Origin of the sequence: uncultured Friedmanniella sp. (assembly GCF_964244005.1) — a bacterium.
Lineage (GTDB): Bacteria > Actinomycetota > Actinomycetes > Propionibacteriales > Propionibacteriaceae > Microlunatus.
On the sequence record NZ_CAXTHG010000019.1, the window covers coordinates 31887 to 47202 of the forward strand.

General features: G+C 70.3%; 15 protein-coding genes. All 15 read right to left on the bottom strand.

The genetic code is table 11. The annotated features are described in order from the left end of the window. Positions 1-171 precede the first annotated feature (171 nt). The 15 genes from ACFE76_RS13040 to ACFE76_RS13110 all read right to left on the bottom strand — a co-directional run bounded on the left by ACFE76_RS13040 (position 172) and on the right by ACFE76_RS13110 (position 15176). Entirely contained in the window at positions 172-1326 is a 1155-nt protein-coding gene (locus tag ACFE76_RS13040) for an NAD(P)/FAD-dependent oxidoreductase (RefSeq protein ID WP_375432193.1), read from the bottom strand. 47 nt (positions 1327-1373) lie between these two features. Then, positions 1374-2789, bottom strand: coding sequence for an FGGY family carbohydrate kinase (locus tag ACFE76_RS13045; protein ID WP_375432194.1), 1416 nt, complete (start codon positions 2787-2789; stop codon positions 1374-1376). Further along, positions 2786-3175, bottom strand: a complete 390-nt coding sequence (locus tag ACFE76_RS13050) for a hypothetical protein (protein WP_375432195.1) — start codon at positions 3173-3175, stop codon at positions 2786-2788. The genes ACFE76_RS13045 and ACFE76_RS13050 overlap by 4 nt, the downstream gene beginning before the upstream one ends. Positions 3176-3319: 144 nt before the next feature. Beyond that, positions 3320-4159, bottom strand: a complete 840-nt coding sequence (locus tag ACFE76_RS13055) for a DeoR/GlpR family DNA-binding transcription regulator (RefSeq protein WP_375432196.1) — start codon at positions 4157-4159, stop codon at positions 3320-3322. A 380-nt stretch (positions 4160-4539) separates the two neighbouring features. After that, positions 4540-5187: an NAD(P)-dependent oxidoreductase gene (locus ACFE76_RS13060; protein ID WP_375432197.1), complete on the bottom strand. Its 648-nt coding sequence runs from the start codon at positions 5185-5187 to the stop codon at positions 4540-4542. 192 nt (positions 5188-5379) lie between these two features. Then, complete coding sequence (locus tag ACFE76_RS13065; protein WP_375432198.1) at positions 5380-5514, bottom strand: hypothetical protein; 135 nt, start codon at positions 5512-5514, stop codon at positions 5380-5382. A 413-nt stretch (positions 5515-5927) separates the two neighbouring features. Beyond that, positions 5928-7256, bottom strand: a complete 1329-nt coding sequence (locus ACFE76_RS13070) for an FGGY-family carbohydrate kinase (protein ID WP_375432199.1) — start codon at positions 7254-7256, stop codon at positions 5928-5930. Beyond that, positions 7256-8173 (bottom strand): dihydrodipicolinate synthase family protein, encoded by a 918-nt coding sequence (locus tag ACFE76_RS13075; protein ID WP_375432200.1) that lies wholly within the window; start codon positions 8171-8173, stop codon positions 7256-7258. The genes ACFE76_RS13070 and ACFE76_RS13075 overlap by 1 nt, the downstream gene beginning before the upstream one ends. Further along, complete coding sequence (locus ACFE76_RS13080) at positions 8170-8961, bottom strand: HAD-IA family hydrolase (protein ID WP_375432201.1); 792 nt, start codon at positions 8959-8961, stop codon at positions 8170-8172. Before ACFE76_RS13080 ends, ACFE76_RS13075 begins: the two co-directional genes overlap by 4 nt. Beyond that, on the bottom strand, positions 8958-9818 hold the full coding sequence (locus ACFE76_RS13085) for a ketose-bisphosphate aldolase (protein WP_375432202.1): 861 nt from the start codon (positions 9816-9818) through the stop codon (positions 8958-8960). Before ACFE76_RS13085 ends, ACFE76_RS13080 begins: the two co-directional genes overlap by 4 nt. Before the next feature lie 34 nt (positions 9819-9852). Further along, on the bottom strand, positions 9853-10617 hold the full coding sequence (gene rpiA / locus ACFE76_RS13090; protein WP_375432203.1) for a ribose-5-phosphate isomerase RpiA: 765 nt from the start codon (positions 10615-10617) through the stop codon (positions 9853-9855). 29 nt (positions 10618-10646) lie between these two features. Continuing rightward, positions 10647-11285 (bottom strand): HAD family hydrolase, encoded by a 639-nt coding sequence (locus ACFE76_RS13095; RefSeq protein ID WP_375432204.1) that lies wholly within the window; start codon positions 11283-11285, stop codon positions 10647-10649. After that, the gene (gene xylB / locus ACFE76_RS13100; protein WP_375432205.1) at positions 11282-12769 is read right to left on the bottom strand and encodes a xylulokinase; all 1488 of its coding nucleotides are present in this window, start codon (positions 12767-12769) and stop codon (positions 11282-11284) included. The genes ACFE76_RS13095 and xylB overlap by 4 nt, the downstream gene beginning before the upstream one ends. Continuing rightward, complete coding sequence (locus ACFE76_RS13105; RefSeq protein WP_375432251.1) at positions 12766-14190, bottom strand: aldehyde dehydrogenase family protein; 1425 nt, start codon at positions 14188-14190, stop codon at positions 12766-12768. Before ACFE76_RS13105 ends, xylB begins: the two co-directional genes overlap by 4 nt. A 5-nt stretch (positions 14191-14195) precedes the next feature. Next, positions 14196-15176: a C-terminal binding protein gene (locus ACFE76_RS13110; protein WP_375432206.1), complete on the bottom strand. Its 981-nt coding sequence runs from the start codon at positions 15174-15176 to the stop codon at positions 14196-14198. Between the last annotated feature and the right edge of the window lie 140 nt (positions 15177-15316).

Below are 15316 nucleotides of genomic sequence, written 5' to 3' on the forward strand. Positions count from 1 at the left end.
GTCTTTGGGAACTGGGGACTTGGCGCTGCGCGCCTGGCGCATCGGCCTTCTGGCTGTGCCCGAACGTGTGTCGGGTCGGCGGCCGGTTCTCAAGGCTGCGCTGACTCGTGGCTCCGGATGGGCGGCTGTGACGAGCGGGCGTGGTCCCACGGCCGCCGGGCCAGCGGATCGTCAGCCCACGATGCCGCGAAAGCGGCTCGATGTGCGCTGCCACCACAGCTCGCTGCTGGGCTCGCGCGAGCTGACTCTGGGCAGGGTGGTCGGGCCGAGGGTGATACCGAGGGGCACGAGCAGGTCGCTCACGTAGTCGGCGATACCGAGCGAGGCGGTAAGGCCGGTAGAGCGGATAGCTGCGACGTTGATCAGCCGGGGGCAGGCGTGGGAGGGGCCGATGATGTAGTTGGCGTCTCGACCCGCCGGGCGCAGACCCGCATAGCTGTCGATGGGGGTGAGTCCCTCGAGGGCGGGGTACTGCTGACGGGCCTTGCTGAGGATCTCATCCTCGGCTTCGGCTCGGACGCTCCAGTCGGTCTTGTCGCTCTGGTCGACCGCGGTGGGCCCTGCGACAACTTTCCCGTCGAGAGTAGGGAAGACCAGAACCCCCTTCGTGCGCTTGGTGGGTACCGGTAGGACGATGTGGTCGAGTCGTTTCCCGTCCGGGAGCTCGAAGACGAAGAACTCGCCCTTACGCGGATAGATCTCGAAGGACTCGTCCCCGACGAGTCGGGCGACCTCGTCCGCGTAGAGGCCGGCGCAGTTGACGGCCACCGCGCAGGCGACGGTGCGACCGTCTTCGAGATGGAGATCGAGCCCGCTGCTGGTCGGGGTGATGGCGTTGACTCGGGCGTTGGTCATGACGTGGGCGCCGGCGGCCACGGCAGCGGCAATCATGGCCTGGGTGAACGCGACCGGATCGGTGACCGACTCTCCCGGGACGAGGAGCGCGCCATCCTGCTCGCGAACGGTGACCTCTACCCCGTTGTCGGTGGCGGCGCGGGCGAGTCGCGCGATGGTGTCGTGGTCCTCGGCTTGCTGGGGTCGCAGGACGGCTCCGCAGTGCATGACGGGGAGGTCGAGAGCTTCGAGCACGGGCGGACGCAGCCGGGCGGCGCGCAGGATGAGCTCAGTCTCCAGCTGGCCCGGAGTGGAGTCGAAGCCGGTGTGGAGGACACCGGAGTTAGTACCGCTGGCACTGTAGGCGAAGCCGCTGTCGGCTTCGAGCAGCACGGTGTCGACGCCGCGGTGGGCGAGTGTGTAGATCAGGGCGGCGCCGACGACGCCGCCGCCGACGACGCCAACGGTCGGACGGGTGCGGGTGCTGGTCATGAGCTTCTCCTTGGCAAGGTCGATGGTCTGGGGTCGGGCTTCAGCGGTCAGCGGTCGTCGAGAGCGGCAGCGGTCCAGCGCGCTCGGAACTCAAGGGCGTGCTCCGGACTCCACTGGGGCCCGTAGCTGAGGGTCGGGGTCCACCTGACCAGCGCGTCGGCGACCGAGAGCGACGGGTCGGCCGCCGTGCGGGCCAGTGCGGCGGCTCCGAGTGCGGTGGCGTGGGGATTGGGGTAGACCTCGATCTCGAGCTGCAGCAGGTTCGCCACAGCCTGCATCAGGGTGCGGCTCCGAGTCAGGCCGCCGTCGACCCGGAGTTGACTCAACGGGGTGCCGAGGTCGCGGGAGACGACGCTGGCGAGCTCGGCGACCTGAGCGGCGATACCTTCGAGGACGGCGACAACGATATGTCCGGTCGTCGTCGACAGCGTCATCCCGTGCAGCGAGGCTTTGGCGTCGGGTCGCCACCAAGGGGCGCCCAGGCCTGCGAGAGCGGGGACCGCGATGACTCCACCGTTGTCAGCTGCGGCGATGACGTCCATCTCGGCAGCGTGGGAGATGTAGCCGAGCTGTTCCATCCACCGGACCGCGGAAGCAGCGGTGTAGACCTGACCGTCAAGGCAGTAGGTGGTCTCGCCGCGAGCACGCCAGGCGATCGAGGCGGTGAGTCCCGAGCTGGACCGGATCGATGTGGTACCGGTGTTGGCCAGGAGGAACGCACCGGTACCGAACGTGCACTTGGCTTCTGCGGGCTGCAGGCAGCCCTCGCCGAGGAGAGCGGCCTGCTGGTCAACGACGAGACCGCCGACCTGGGCGGTCCGTCCGAATGCGGTGGTGGTACCGACGATGGTGTCGCAGGGCACGATCTCGGGTAGCCGCTCCTCAGCCAGCCCGAACAGGTCCAGCAGCTCGGGGTCCCAGGCGCCGGTGTCGAGGTCGGTGACCAACGACCGGCTAGCCGTCGACACGTCGGTGACGAACGCCCCGGTCAGCTGGTGCACGAGCCAGCTGTCAGAGGTCGTGACGACACCGCTCCGGGTGACGTTTCGCCGGAGCCACGCCTGCTTGGGGGCGGAGAAGTACGGGTCGAGCACCAGCCCGGTTCGCTGCTGGATCAGGTCGCGCTCCCCGTCGAGGCCGGCGCAGATGTCCTCGGCGCGACGATCCTGCCAGACGACCATGTTCGACAACGGCTGCCCGGAGCTGGGATCCCAGGCCAGGACGGTTTCACCCTGGTTGGCGATGGTGACGATGTCGACGTCCAGACCAGCCCGCGACATGGCCTCCCGGCCGCTGTCGACCACGGAGGCGAGCAGGTCCTGGGGATCCTGCTCGACACCGCCGTCGGGTAGGTAACGGGGTCGGACGAGCCGCTCGGCGGTGCCCCGGACCAGACCATCAGCGTCGACGACGACAGCCTTGGTGCCTGAGGTGCCTTGATCGATCGCCAGGACGATAGTCACCGGCGGCCCTCGTTCCGCGGCCCGGGCACCTCGGTGGCCGTGGAGTCGGCGTGGCTGCCGGCGGCGGCGGTTGCGTCGAGCTCGGCATCGATCGAAGCCAGATCAGGCAGCGGACGGTCGGACGGTCCACCACCCCGGATAAGCAGCACAGGCACCTCGAAGCGGCCCAGAGGGAATCCCTGACTGGACGGTAGCGAGCGCCGCTTCGCGATGTCGAGCAGGACAGCTGCGGCACAGATCGCGACGGGTAGCAGCGTGGCGGCGCCGAACAGGCTGAACGGTGCGTCGGTTGGCCACGCGAGCACCGCCAGGACCCCCTCGCCGACCACGATCACAGCGCCCGTCGCGGCCAGGGGGTGCGCGTGGCCGCGGAGACGTTGCCCCACAGCACGGCTGCGCCGGGAGCCGGGCTGGCGGCTGCTGGTTCGGACACGGTCGGGCCTTCCTCGGTGTGTTCAGGCTGATCGGAGCGACGGGTCGACCAGGACTGCTCGGCGCTGGTGCCTCGAGCACCTCACGACGACGGCCTCTCAAGCGACGAGCACGTATCCCCCGGAGCCTTCGAAGGCAGATCGGAGGCCGGCAGGTGGTTCAGCGTCGGTGATCAGCCCGGTTACCTCGTCCAGGCCGGCGACGCGGTGCCTGACCACCCGGCCCAGCTTGCTCGAGTCGGCCAGGATGTAGGAGGCGGTGGCGTTGCGGATCATGGTGCGGCGAACCACCGCCTCGTCGAGGTGATAGTCGGTCAGTCCGACGCGGGCGGCGACACCGCCCGAGCCGAGGAACACGAGGTCGGGGTGAAGGTCGGCGAAGAACGCCTGCGCCAAGGTGTTCGACAACGCCAAGTCGCCAGCACGGAGCCGGCCGCCGCACACCAGCACCTCCAGGTTCGGACGATCGGCGAGCTCGGTGGCGGCCAGCAGCGAGCAGGTCGCCACCGTGGCCGACAGGTCGTACGGCAGGGCGCGGGCCACCTGGAGAGCTGTTGACCCGACATCTATCACGATGGTCTGTCCGGGCTTGACCAACCTGGCGGCCGTCTGACCGATGCGCTCTTTTGCTTCCTTCGCGGCTGTTGCGCGCTCGACGAACGACGCCTCCTGGCGGGCCGTACCGGCAGACGGAACCACCGCCGCGCCGCCATGGACTCGGGCCAGCAGTCCTTGACGTTCCAAGTTGGTCAGGTCACGGCGGATTGTTTCGCCCGACACCTCCAACACGCGCGAGAGGTTGTCCGTGCTGATGATCCGGGCATCTCGGATCTCCTGGAGGATCCGTGCATGGCGCTCAGCTGCGAGCATCAGCGCCCGATCTTGGGGAAAACTGTGGATACATGTGGCTATGATGTCGAATAGTGCCGACCATCGCAAGCTCCCGGGACTACGAACCCACCCCTGAGCGGCCTTTCGGTGGGACGCTGCCGGTTGTCGTCTCGCGCTTCACCAAGGCCTCCCATGACGTCGCGTTCCCGGTCAGCTCCGAGTTCCGCCGCCAGACGTCCGCCGCCAGACGTTCGCAGCGCTCGAACGATGGCTGAGAGGGCCTGTTGACGCCTGAACCAACCGCTCCTCCGACCGGGTCCGCGGCGTTGAGCTCGCCGCCCGAGAAGCCGACAGACCTGAGTCGGTCGGCACTCCACGAGTGACTCCGGCCAGTCGAGTCGCTGGCGTCACCAATGAGCCGACGGTGCCGCCGCGCACGACGGCACCACAGTGTCGCGCCACTGGTAGGTCGAGGAGGTGGAGCCGCGTCAGTAGGCGACGCCGAAACGCGCCTGATGATGCTTCGGGTCCTCGACCTCGTCGACGAAGGCGATGGCGTAGTCCTCCCCCGAGATGTCAGAGTTGCCGTCGGCGTCGGTGAGCAGCACGTCGTCGGTGCTGCGGTAGGTGCCGCGCCGCTCACCGGGGTTGTAGCTGCCAAAGCTCGCCGCGGGGCTCACATAGAACCAGTCGACGTCGGTGCCGCCGGCTCGGAGTGAGTCGAGGATCTGTGCGTGGCTCTTCGCCTCGGGCTTGAACGCGTCCGGGAAGGCCGGGGTGTCGAACAGCGCCGGACCGCCATCGGCCACGAGCAGCGAGCCGGCGCCGCCGACGATGCCGAGGCGAGCACCGACCGCAGCGGCCGCGTCGAGGAACTGCTGGAACTTGTCCTTCAGCTCAGTGCCGTCGGCCTGGACCGCGTGCAGTGCGACGACGATGACGTCGGCACCCTTCGTGACCGCGGCCACGACGTCGGCGTCGAAGGCATCGCCCGGCGCCAGGGTCAGCCCCTCGACCGGCTCGAGCTTCGAGGTGTCGCGGGCGACGGCGGTGACGGCGATGCCGCGAGAGAGCGCCTCACGGGCGATGGCGGAGCCGGCATAGCCGGTGCCACCGAAGATGACGATGCTGGTCATGGTGTTCCCTTGGTGTTGAGGTCAAGGACGTTCCCCCTCACCCTATAAGCGGCTCCTCCTACCAGAGGTGGGGGTTGTCAGTCCGCCGCCGATGACGAGCATCCGTAGTCGGTCCCTGCGAGAGTGTCGGGTCAGCTCGGGCATACCGACCGGTGCGCGGGCCGACGCCGAGCTACCACACGACCAGGCTTCTCAGCGGTTCCGTTCGAGCCGGCCCGACGGCTGGCGCCACGACGACCCGCTGACGAGGACGAGGAAGACATGGGCGGCACCCAAGATCCAGGGGATGTCGGTCCAGGTGTCGGCCGGCGAACCTTCCTCACCCACGTGGACGACGAGGGGCGCGCGCCGCCGCCCAGGCGGACGAGGCGGACCGATCCCTGGTCCGCACGTGCTGCAGGCGCTTCGCGGCAGACGAACGGCCGGCATCGGCCTCCGCTGAGCCCACCGCCGATCTGTGCGATCAAGCTCAGCAACAACCCCGACATCATCGACCTCCCCTCCGCCGCCTGGATCAACCCCCACCCAGAGACGTCGCAGGCCCGATTCGGTAGCTCCCGCTGGCCTCAGTCACCTTGACGAGCTCCGCATCGTGGCGAACTTCGAGCTCGACCCTCCCGGCGCGTGTCACACCTGTTCGGTCAGGACTGGACGAGCAGATGGCCGCACCGGCCTCTCAATCGACTCCGGCGTGGCCCGCCGCGTCCGAGCTCATGATCGGTTGGCCCAGGCAGGAGTGATCAGGCCACCCCGAGCCCCTGGCGCGCGAGCCAGACGTTGCCGAGGATCGGACAGTTGTCGACCACCTCGAAGTCAAAGCCCGGCATCTCTCGCTTCTTCAGTGCGACGTACTTTGCGTCCGACATCCCGCCGGTCAGCTTGACGACCGGGTCGAGCGCGACGACAGCGGACGCCTGACGCAGCGTGTCCGCGAGTACGCGGTTCATGCTCTTCAGCAGCGCCGCGAGCATCTCCTCGCGGGTGGTACCCAGGGTGAGCCCTTGCCAACTGGCCGTGCGCCTCTCCAGGGACTGGCGGTCGCCGGTCAGGTAGGGGGCGAAGGTGACCTCGCCGTCCTGTGGCCAGGCGTTGAGCGATCGGACCACGAAGTCGTCGTAGAACTTCTCGCGGCTCAGGTCCTGGCAGAACTGAGCCCAGAACCAGTCGAGGGCGAAGCCGCCCGCCGTGGTGGCGTAGATCTGCCACAGCCCCGGGATCGCGGCGTTGCGCAGGTAGTAACCGGGGCTGGTGGCCGGCCGGTCGGTCAAGACACTGACCATGTCGCTCGAGCCGGCCGTGTTCATGACGCGACCCGCCTCGACGTTGCCCGCGCCGCACTGTGCGGCGGCCATGTCGTTGGTGCCGACGGCGACCGTGATGCCCGCTCTGACGCCGAGCCGCTCGGCCTCCTCCGGGCGCAGACTGCCACCGGGGGTGCCCGGCACGACGATGCGGCACAGCAGGGAGCGGTCGATGCCGAAGGCGGTGAGCAGCTCGTCGGACCAGGTGCCCTGCGTCGTGGTCTCGTAAAGACCCGTCATCGAGGCGTTGACCAAGTCGGTCGTCCACTCGCCCGTGAGCCGGTGGTGCACGTAGGTCGGGAGGTGCCCGATCCGGTACGCGTCGGCGAGGTGCTCGGGCGCGTTCTGCGCGAACCAGATGAAGGTCATCGCCCCGGCACCGCCGGCGAAGGGCAGGATCCCCGCAATGTCGAGGAAGCGCTCGTTACCGACCACCTCATCGATGAAGGCGCCCTGTGCTCGGCTGCGGCGGTCGAGGTGGGTGACGATGTTCGGGTAAGACAGCGAACCGTCACGACGCACGAAGACCGGCGACGGCGAGAAGGTGTCGTAGCAGACCACCTCGGCCCGCTTCCGGAGTGCGGGGTCGAGCTGCTGGCAGGCCCGGTAGCAGCCCGCCCACAGGTCGTCAGGGTCGATCTCGTTCTTCTCCCCGGGCAGCAGGATGGTGGGGTACGCGGCGCTGGCCGTCGCGATGATCGACTGACCCTCGTCGACGATCGCCACCTTAACCGAGGACGTACCGAAGTCGATGGACAGGGCGAGCACTAGCGGTTCCCTCCCTCGTCCACGATCTTGCCGTGCGCGACCAGCGCGTCGCGCACCGCGCGTCGCTCGTCCTCGTCGAGCGGACGGACCGGGGCGCGGGGGATGCCGGCCCGGTAGCCGAGCAGGTTCATGCAGGCCTTGAGGCTGGCCACTCCGCGACGTCCGCCGGTGATCGTGATCAGCCGCTGGAGGTCGGCGTACGCAGTGAGCGCCTCGGTCTGCCTGCCCTCGGACGCGAGCCGGACGACGTCGGCGCACTCGTCGGGGAAGAAGTTCGCCGCGGAGACCACGCCGCCGGGCGAGCCGAAGAGGAGGCCGGTCATGATCGTGCTCATCGTCCCGGCCAGGACGGAGAAGTCGTCACGACCGCCCGCGGCCAGCAGGTAGGACGTGATCTGGTCGGTCGAGGTGTCCTTGATGCCGACGATGTTGGGGTGGTCAGCCAGCGATGCCACCACCGGGGGTGGGATGAGTACGCCGTTGGCGTAGCTCGGGGCCACGTAGAGCAGGACCGGGATAGGGCTCTGGTCGGCTACGGCGAGGTAGTGCTCGCGCAGCGCCTCCCCGGTCATGGCGCTCTTGAAGTAGTGCGGGGGCAGGACGGAGACGTAGTCGACCGCTTCGGCGTGCTCGGCGATGCTCGCGATGAACTGCACGGTCAGCCGGGTCGACTCCCGCCCCGCGCCGACGATCAGCGTCTTGTCCCCGCGGTTGGCGGCTGCGGTGGCCACCACGGCGCGGGCCTCGTCGTCGGCGACCGAGCGGAACTCGCCGTTCGTGCCCAGGACCATGATCCCGCGCACGTTCGTCGTGCTCCAGCGGCGGAGGTTGTGCTCCAGCCAGTCGAGGCGCAGGTCGCCCGCGTCGTCGAACGGGGTCGTGGCCGGGACGAGGACCCCGGTGAGCTTGTCGTTCACAGCGCCGTACCTGTCTTGGTGGCCAGGCACGCGGCGAGATCGTCGAGGGTCAGGTAGGCGCTGGGCGTCGCCGGTCCACGGTTGACGATGACCTCGACCGGCTCGTGCCCCGGGTCGCCCAGGTCCGACACCACCAGGACGGCCTCGCTGAAGTCTTCGTCGCGGGTATAGCCGTTGACGGTGACCAGGCAGGTGAGTCCGGCACCGGTGGCGGCGAGGAGACCGTTGCGGGAGTCCTCGACCACCAAGGTGTCGTGCCGGTCGAGCCCGAGCTCGGTGACCGCGAGATCGTAGACGGCCGGGTTGGGCTTCTTGGCCGGCACGACGTCGCCGGCGAAGACGGGGATGCGCGCCGCGACCTCGGGTCCCACCGCGTGCTGGAGCACCGCGCGCACCGACGCCTCGGCCGAGGTGGAGGCGACGGCGACCGTCCAGCCCGCCTCCAGGGCCGCCGGGATCAGGCGCGCGACGCCGGGCCGCGCGGGCAGCTGCCCGTCCCGCACCAGCTCCTGGAACGACGCGGACTTGTGGCGGTGCCATTGCGCCAGCAGGTCGCGGCGCAGCGTCTCGTCGTCGGCGATGCCTGCGGCGTCGGCGAAGCCGGGGTCGGCAAAGAGGCTCGCCATGCGTTCCTTGCCGCCGCCGATCTTCAGCCGACGGGCATACTCGTCCACGTCCCAGCGGACCGGAAGGCCGAAGTGCTCGAAGGTGAGGTTGAAGGCAGGCAGATGGCCGTAACGCTCCGTGTCGGCCAGCACGCCGTCGCAGTCGAAGACCAGCGCGGTCATCGGACCTGCCCAGCGCTGCCGAAGATGCGCATGTGGTCGCGGGCCATCGCCGACACCGCCTCCTTCTGGTCCCGGAACAGCGTGAGCGGGTCCCACGAGCCCTTGTCCTCGGCCCGTCGGAGCGACGCGAGGCTCGAGCGCAGGAAAACCTCCTTGAGCGCGGTCGAGATGTTGACCTTGGCGCAGCCGCGCGCGACGAGGTCCTGGAACTGCTCGGGCGCCAGGCCGGTGCCGCCGTGCAGGGCCATCGGGACCCCCGTGGCCTCGAGCAGGTCGCTGACCTTCTGGTGGTCGAGCACCGGGGCGGACTTGTACTGGCCGTGGGCGTTGCCGATGGCGGGGGCGAAGCAGTCGACGCCCGTCTGCTCGATGAAGTCGATCGACACCTCGAGGGACTGCTCCGCTGACACCTCGTCGGAGCCGATCCCGTCCTCGATGCCCTGAATGGCCTCGATCTCGCCCTCGACGCTCGCCCCGACGGCCCGCGCTTCGGCCACGACCTCAACGGTCTGCCGCAGGTTCTCGGCGACGTCGAGCTCGTGGGCGTCGAACAGCACCGACGTCCACCCGGCCTGCAGGCAGTCTGAGATGACTTCGCGCTCGGGGCAGTGGTCAAGGTGCAGCACGACCGGTACGGCGGCGTCCCCGGCCAGCCCGGCGAGAATGGTGAACAGCTTCTTGTGGCCGTACATCCGAACGGTCTTGACCGACGTCTGCAGGATGACTGGCGATCGCTCCTCGGCGGCCGCCTCCAGCACCGCCTCGGTGCTGACGTCGTTGACGATGTTGAAGGCGGGGACGCCGTAGCCGCCCGCCAGGGCGTCGGCGAGCACGGCGTTGAGCGGTACGAAACTCATGGTGTTCGGGTCCTTTCTGGGCTGCGGATCGGGTTCAGCGTGCGGGCTGCCGGAGCGGGAGCTCGAGCGGGAACGGGTAGGTCTGGGCCGAGCCGTCCGGCCAGCCGAAGACGACCTCGTCGGCGATGCCCACGAAGAAGCCGTTCTCGACGACCCCGGGGATCTCGTTCAGCTCGACCGTCAGCTCGTTCACGTCACGGGCGGTGTCGAGCTGGACGTCGATGATGAAGTTGCCGTTGTCGGTGACCACCGGCGAGCCGCCGCGCTCGCGGCGGGCGATGCCGAGGTCGGCCGGGTAGCCGTGCTCGCGCAGCAGCGCGCGCACCGCCTTGGTCGTGGTGCCCCACGAGAACTGCACGATCTCCACGGGCAGGGGGAATCTCCCCAGCGTCGGCACCGCCTTGGTGTGGTCGGCGACGACGACCATCGTGGCGCTCGTACGGGCGACGAGCTTCTCCCACAGCAGGCAGGCGCCGCCGCCCTTGATCATCGAGCCGTTGGGGTCGATCTCGTCGGGACCGTCGATGCAGACGTCGAGCTGGTCGACGTCGTCGAGGTCCACCAGCGTGATCCCCAGCGAGAGGGCCAGGTCCCGGGTGCCGTTCGACGTCGGCACACCGACGACCCGCAGGCCGTCGCGGACCTGCTCGGCGAGTGCGCGGACGAAGTAGTGGGACGTGGTGCCGGAGCCAAGGCCCAGACGTGCGCCCTCGAAGCAGTACTTCGCAGCGGCGGACCGACCAGCGGCGAGCTTGGCGCGGTCCTGGTCGCTGGACGTGGCGATCGGGGTGGTGGTCATGGACGCCTCCTACGGGTGGTGAGGATAGTTCAGACGGCGACGAGGCCGGTGAGGGCCTCGAAGGAGGACAGGCGGCGCCCGAGGAGCGCGGCGGGAGCCCAGGGCACGGCGAGGAAGTCGATCGCCGCGGCGCTCGCACAGTGCTCGTCCACGGGCGAGTCCCCGACGAGCACGGAAGTCGAGGGGTCGGCGTCCAGCTCCGCCACCGTCAGCCAGAGGTGGTCTGGATGGGGCTTGCTGCGCTCGATCCGGTCCCCGCCGACGACCACGGGGAAGTAGTGCGCCACCGACAGCCCGGTGAGGACCTGGAGCGCGATGGCTTCGGGCTTGTTGGTGCAGACCGCCATCGGGACCCGGGCCTCGTGCAGCGCGGCGAGGGTCTGCTCGACCCCCGGGAACAGGGTCGAGTCCACGACCGGCCGACGCCGGTACTCCGCCAGGTAGTGCCGGGCTACGGCCGGCAGATCGGCCCCCTCGACCCCGGACAGGCCGGCGGCCCGGGCGACCAGGGCGGCCACGCCGTCGCCGAGCATCGGCGCCACCTCGACCGCGCCGAGGGCGCGCCCGCCGAGAGGCTCGAGCGCGAGGTTGAGCGCGCCGGCGATGTCGACGGTCGAGTCGACCAGGGTGCCGTCGAGGTCGAAGACGATGGTGCGGTAGGTGGTCACGGGGTCCTCAGGGTTGACAGCGCCGGGTAGATCCGGCGGAACTCGGCGTAGCTGGCATCGTGGACCGCCGCCGCGGCCGGGTCGGGGCTGACCCGCTCGGCCACGACGACGTAGCCCAGCGCCTCCGACAGGTGGGCCCAGCGGCCCCCTCCGACCCCGGCGAGCAGGGCCGCGCCGTACGCGGCTCCGTGCTCGCCGCCGGTCACCAGGTGCACGGGGGTGCCGAGCACGTCGGCCAGCGTCTGCCGCCAGACCGGGTAGGCGGAGGCGCCGCCGGAGATCCGGACGTCGTCGGTGGCTACGCCGGCGTCGGCCATCACGTCACGGATCTCACGCAGGTTCAGCAGTGCTCCCTCGAGGACGGCGCGCGAGAAGTCGGTCAGGTCGTGGGAGAGGTCGAGGCCGACGAAGCCGGCGCGCGCGTCCGGGTCGACGTGCGGGGCGCGCTCGCCCACGAGGTAGGGCAGGAAGCGCAGACCGCGAGCGCCCACGGGGGAGCGGTTCGCGAGCTCGGTCACGGTGGCGTTGCCGGCGTCCGGCACCAGCGCGCGCAGGGCGTTCGTCCACCACTGCAGCGCACCACCGGTGGAGAGGGCGACACCCATGACGTGCCAGCGCCCGGCCTCGTTCCCGCAGGAGATCTGCAGCCGGCCCCCGGCGTTGTCGGGGCAGCTCTCGGTGGCGGCGCCGAGGATGCCGGCCGTGCCGAGCGTGATGCCGAGCGTGCCGGGGGACACGATGCCCATCGAGGTGGTCTGGAGGACCGAGTCGCCGCCACCGGCGACGACCGGGGTGCCGACCGGCAGGCCGGTCAGGGCGGCGGCCTCGGGGGTGACCCGGCCCGCGGTGGCGTCGGACTCGAGGACCGGCGGGAGCAGCGACTCCGAAAGCTCGAGCGCGGCCATCAGGTCGCTGCTCCAGCGGCGCCGCCGCACGTCGAGGGCCCCGAAGCCGGAGGCATCCGAGACGTCGGTGGCGCGCTCGCCGGTCAGGCGAAGACGGAGGAAGTCCTTGGGGTTGAGCACGACCTCCGTGCGCTCGAACACATCCGGCTCGTGCCGGCGCAGCCAGAGGATCTTGCCGAGGGTGTAGCCGGGCAGGGCGGCGTTGTTCGTCAGCCCGACGAGGGCGTCGAGGCCCCCGACCCGCTCCACCTGCAGCTCACACTCGGCGGCGTTGCGGTTGTCGTTCCACAAGATGGCCGGGCGCAGGACCTCTCCGTGGCGATCGAGGGCGACCATGCCGTGCATCTGCCCGGACAGACCGATGCCGGTCACCGCGCCGTCGACCGCGACGACCACGGCCCGGACCGCCTCGAGCGTGGCGTCCCACCAGTCGTCGGGGCGCTGCTCGGTCCATCCCGGCCTCGGCGTCTGGAGGGGATAGGAGCAGGTGTGCGTGGCGACGACGTCACCGGAGTCGTCGACGGCGACGACCTTGACCCCGGACGTGCCGAGATCGACGCCGAGCCAGTGCCCGCTCACCGCGCGTACCGGATGCGCAGGTGCTTGAGCTGAAGGTAGGCGTGGAGACCTTCGCGCCCGTGCTCAGAGCCGTGCCCCGACCCCTTCCGGCCGCCGTAGGGGGCGTTCATGATGCCCGCGTCCGGGTTGTTCACCGCCACGTTGCCAAACTCGAGGGCGTGGCCGATGGAGAACACCTCGCCAAGGTCGCGCGCGTACAGGTACGCCGCGAGGCCCGCGTCCGTCCCGTTCGCCAGGGCGACCGCCTCCTCCGAGGTGTCGTAGGGGACGACCCCGACCACCGGGCCGAAGGTCTCCTGGCTGCCGAGCAGGCTGTCGGGGGCGACGTGGTCGACGACCGTGGGGGAGAACCAGGTGCCCTCGCGGTCGGCCGGGCTGCCGCCGCCGACGCGGACCTGAGCGCCCCGGGCCACGGCGTCCTCGACGTGCGCGGCGCACCGGTCGCGGATCTCGGCGTTGGTGACCGGACCGACGTCCGGGTCGTCGAGGCCGCGTCCGATGCTCAGCGCGGCGACGGCTGCGGTCAGCTTGTCGACGAACTCGGCGTGCACGGCGCGCTGGACGTAGACCCGGTTGATCGCGATGCAGATCTGCCCGGCGTTGCGGAAGCCGCGGCGCGCGCACCCGGCGACGGCGTCGTCGATGTCGGCGCTCGCGGTGACGATCTGCGGGCAGGAGCCGCCGAGCTCCATCGAGGTCGGGATGGCCTTGGCCAGCGAGCGCGTGATGGCGGCACCCGTCGCCTCGGACCCGGTGAAGGCGAGCTTGTCCAGGTCGGGGTGGGACGCCAGCGCGCGTCCTGCCACGCCGGCGCCGAGCACGAGGTTCGCGACCCCGTCCGGCACGCCGGCGCCCGCGAGCAGCCCGAACAACCGCACGGCGCTCGAGGGTGTGTACTCCGAGGGCTTGACGACGATCGTGCAACCCGCGGCGAGCGAGGCCGCCAGCTTCCAGCCGATGAGCTCCAGCGGGTAGTTCCAGGGGGTGATGGCCCCGACCACGCCGACCGGCTCGTACCGGACGATGCTCGTCACGCCGGCCTGCTCGTTGGGGACGGTCTCGCCGTAGACCCTCACGCCCTCCTCGGCGTAGTAGTCGAAGGCGTCGGCGAGCTTGGCCGTCTCCCCGCGCGCCTCGCCGATCGGTTTGCCCATCTCCAGCGTGATCAGCCGGGCCAGCCCGTCGAGGTCGCTGCGGACGACGGCGGCCAGCCGGTGCAGGACGGCGGCCCGCTGGAAGGGGGTGGTCGAACGCCAGGCGGGCAGCGCGGCCCGCGCCGCCCGGACGGCTTCGTCCACACCGGTCGCGGAGGTGTCCGGGATGGTCGTGAGCACCTGGCCGTCGGCGGGGTTCACGACAGCGATGGTGGCGTCGCCGCCGTCCACCCAGTTGCCGGCGACGAGGTTGCGGGGCTCGGGCATCTCGGTCACGTCTGATCCTTGGTCTGGGGGACGGGAACAACGGGGCAGCGCAGCGGCTGGCCCTGAGCCGCCCGTACCGCCTCCTCGGCGGCGAGCCGCTGCAGGTTGTCCAGCGACGACTCGGAGTAGAAGGCTGCGTGCGGGGTGAACAGGGTGTTGGGGGCGCTCCGCAAGGGAGAGCTGGCGTCCAGGGGCTCGGGGTCGAAGACGTCGAGCCCGGCACCGCCGACCCGTCCCTCGACCAGGGCCTCGGCAAGCGCGCCTTCGTCGACGAGGGCCCCCCTCGAGGTGTTCACCACGACGCAGCCGCGGCGCACGTGGCTCAGCAGCTCGCGGTCGACGAGGTGACGGGTCGAGGGCGTGACGGGCAGGTGCAAGGAGATGGCGTGCGACTCGGCCAGCAGGGTGTCCCGGTCGACGAGCGCGAGCCCGTGGCCCGCCACCACGTCTGCGTCGGCGTAGGGGTCGTCGGCGATCAGCCGGAAGCCGAAGGGGCGCAGGCGGTCGGCCAGCGAGCAGGCGATCCGCCCCGCCCCCAGGAGTCCGACGGTGGTGTTGGCGAAGGAAAGGATCGGACCGGCGTCCCCAGGGAGGACCCACGTGCTCGTACGGATGCCGCGATCGTAGAAGGGGATCCGGCGCAGCAGCGACAGCACCAGGGCTGCCGCGTGATCGGCGACGATGTCGACGCCGTAGTCGGGGACATTGGCGACGCGAACGCCGAGCCGCTGGGCCGCGTCCACGTCCACGTTGTCGAAGCCGACGCCGTAGCGGATGACGGTGGCGCCGGTTCGCATCGCCGACAGCTGCTCGGCTCCCATCGGCGCGAAGTTGACGAACGCCACGTCGGCCCCCCGGACGGCCGCGGTGGTCGCCTCAGCCGAGGAGCACTGGTGCACGGCGAGCTCCGCGCCGACCCGCTGCGCCGCAGCGCGTTCGTGGGCGACGTCGGCAAAGGCGTGGTCTGTGACGACGAAGGTTGTCATGCGGCGTCCCTCAGGTGCGGCACCGGTGCCTCCTATGCTTCAGCGATCGTGCGCCGAGAAGTCTCGAGCGCTTCTACCGAACGTAACGTCGTACGTTGGGATCGGTCAACCGGGGATGTGTGACGAAGCAGTCGGCCCGC

Coding starts and splice junctions, on each gene's coding strand:
- ACFE76_RS13105 (WP_375432251.1), bottom strand. CDS start 14,190: ATGCCCGAGCCCCGCAACCTCGTCGCCGGCAACTGGGTGGACGGCGGC.
- ACFE76_RS13060 (WP_375432197.1), bottom strand. CDS start 5,187: ATGACCAGCATCGTCATCTTCGGTGGCACCGGCTATGCCGGCTCCGCC.
- ACFE76_RS13110 (WP_375432206.1), bottom strand. CDS start 15,176: ATGACAACCTTCGTCGTCACAGACCACGCCTTTGCCGACGTCGCCCAC.
- ACFE76_RS13085 (WP_375432202.1), bottom strand. CDS start 9,818: ATGAGTTTCGTACCGCTCAACGCCGTGCTCGCCGACGCCCTGGCGGGC.
- ACFE76_RS13040 (WP_375432193.1), bottom strand. CDS start 1,326: ATGACCAGCACCCGCACCCGTCCGACCGTTGGCGTCGTCGGCGGCGGC.
- rpiA (WP_375432203.1), bottom strand. CDS start 10,617: ATGACCACCACCCCGATCGCCACGTCCAGCGACCAGGACCGCGCCAAG.
- ACFE76_RS13080 (WP_375432201.1), bottom strand. CDS start 8,961: ATGACCGCGCTGGTCTTCGACTGCGACGGCGTGCTGGCCGACACGGAG.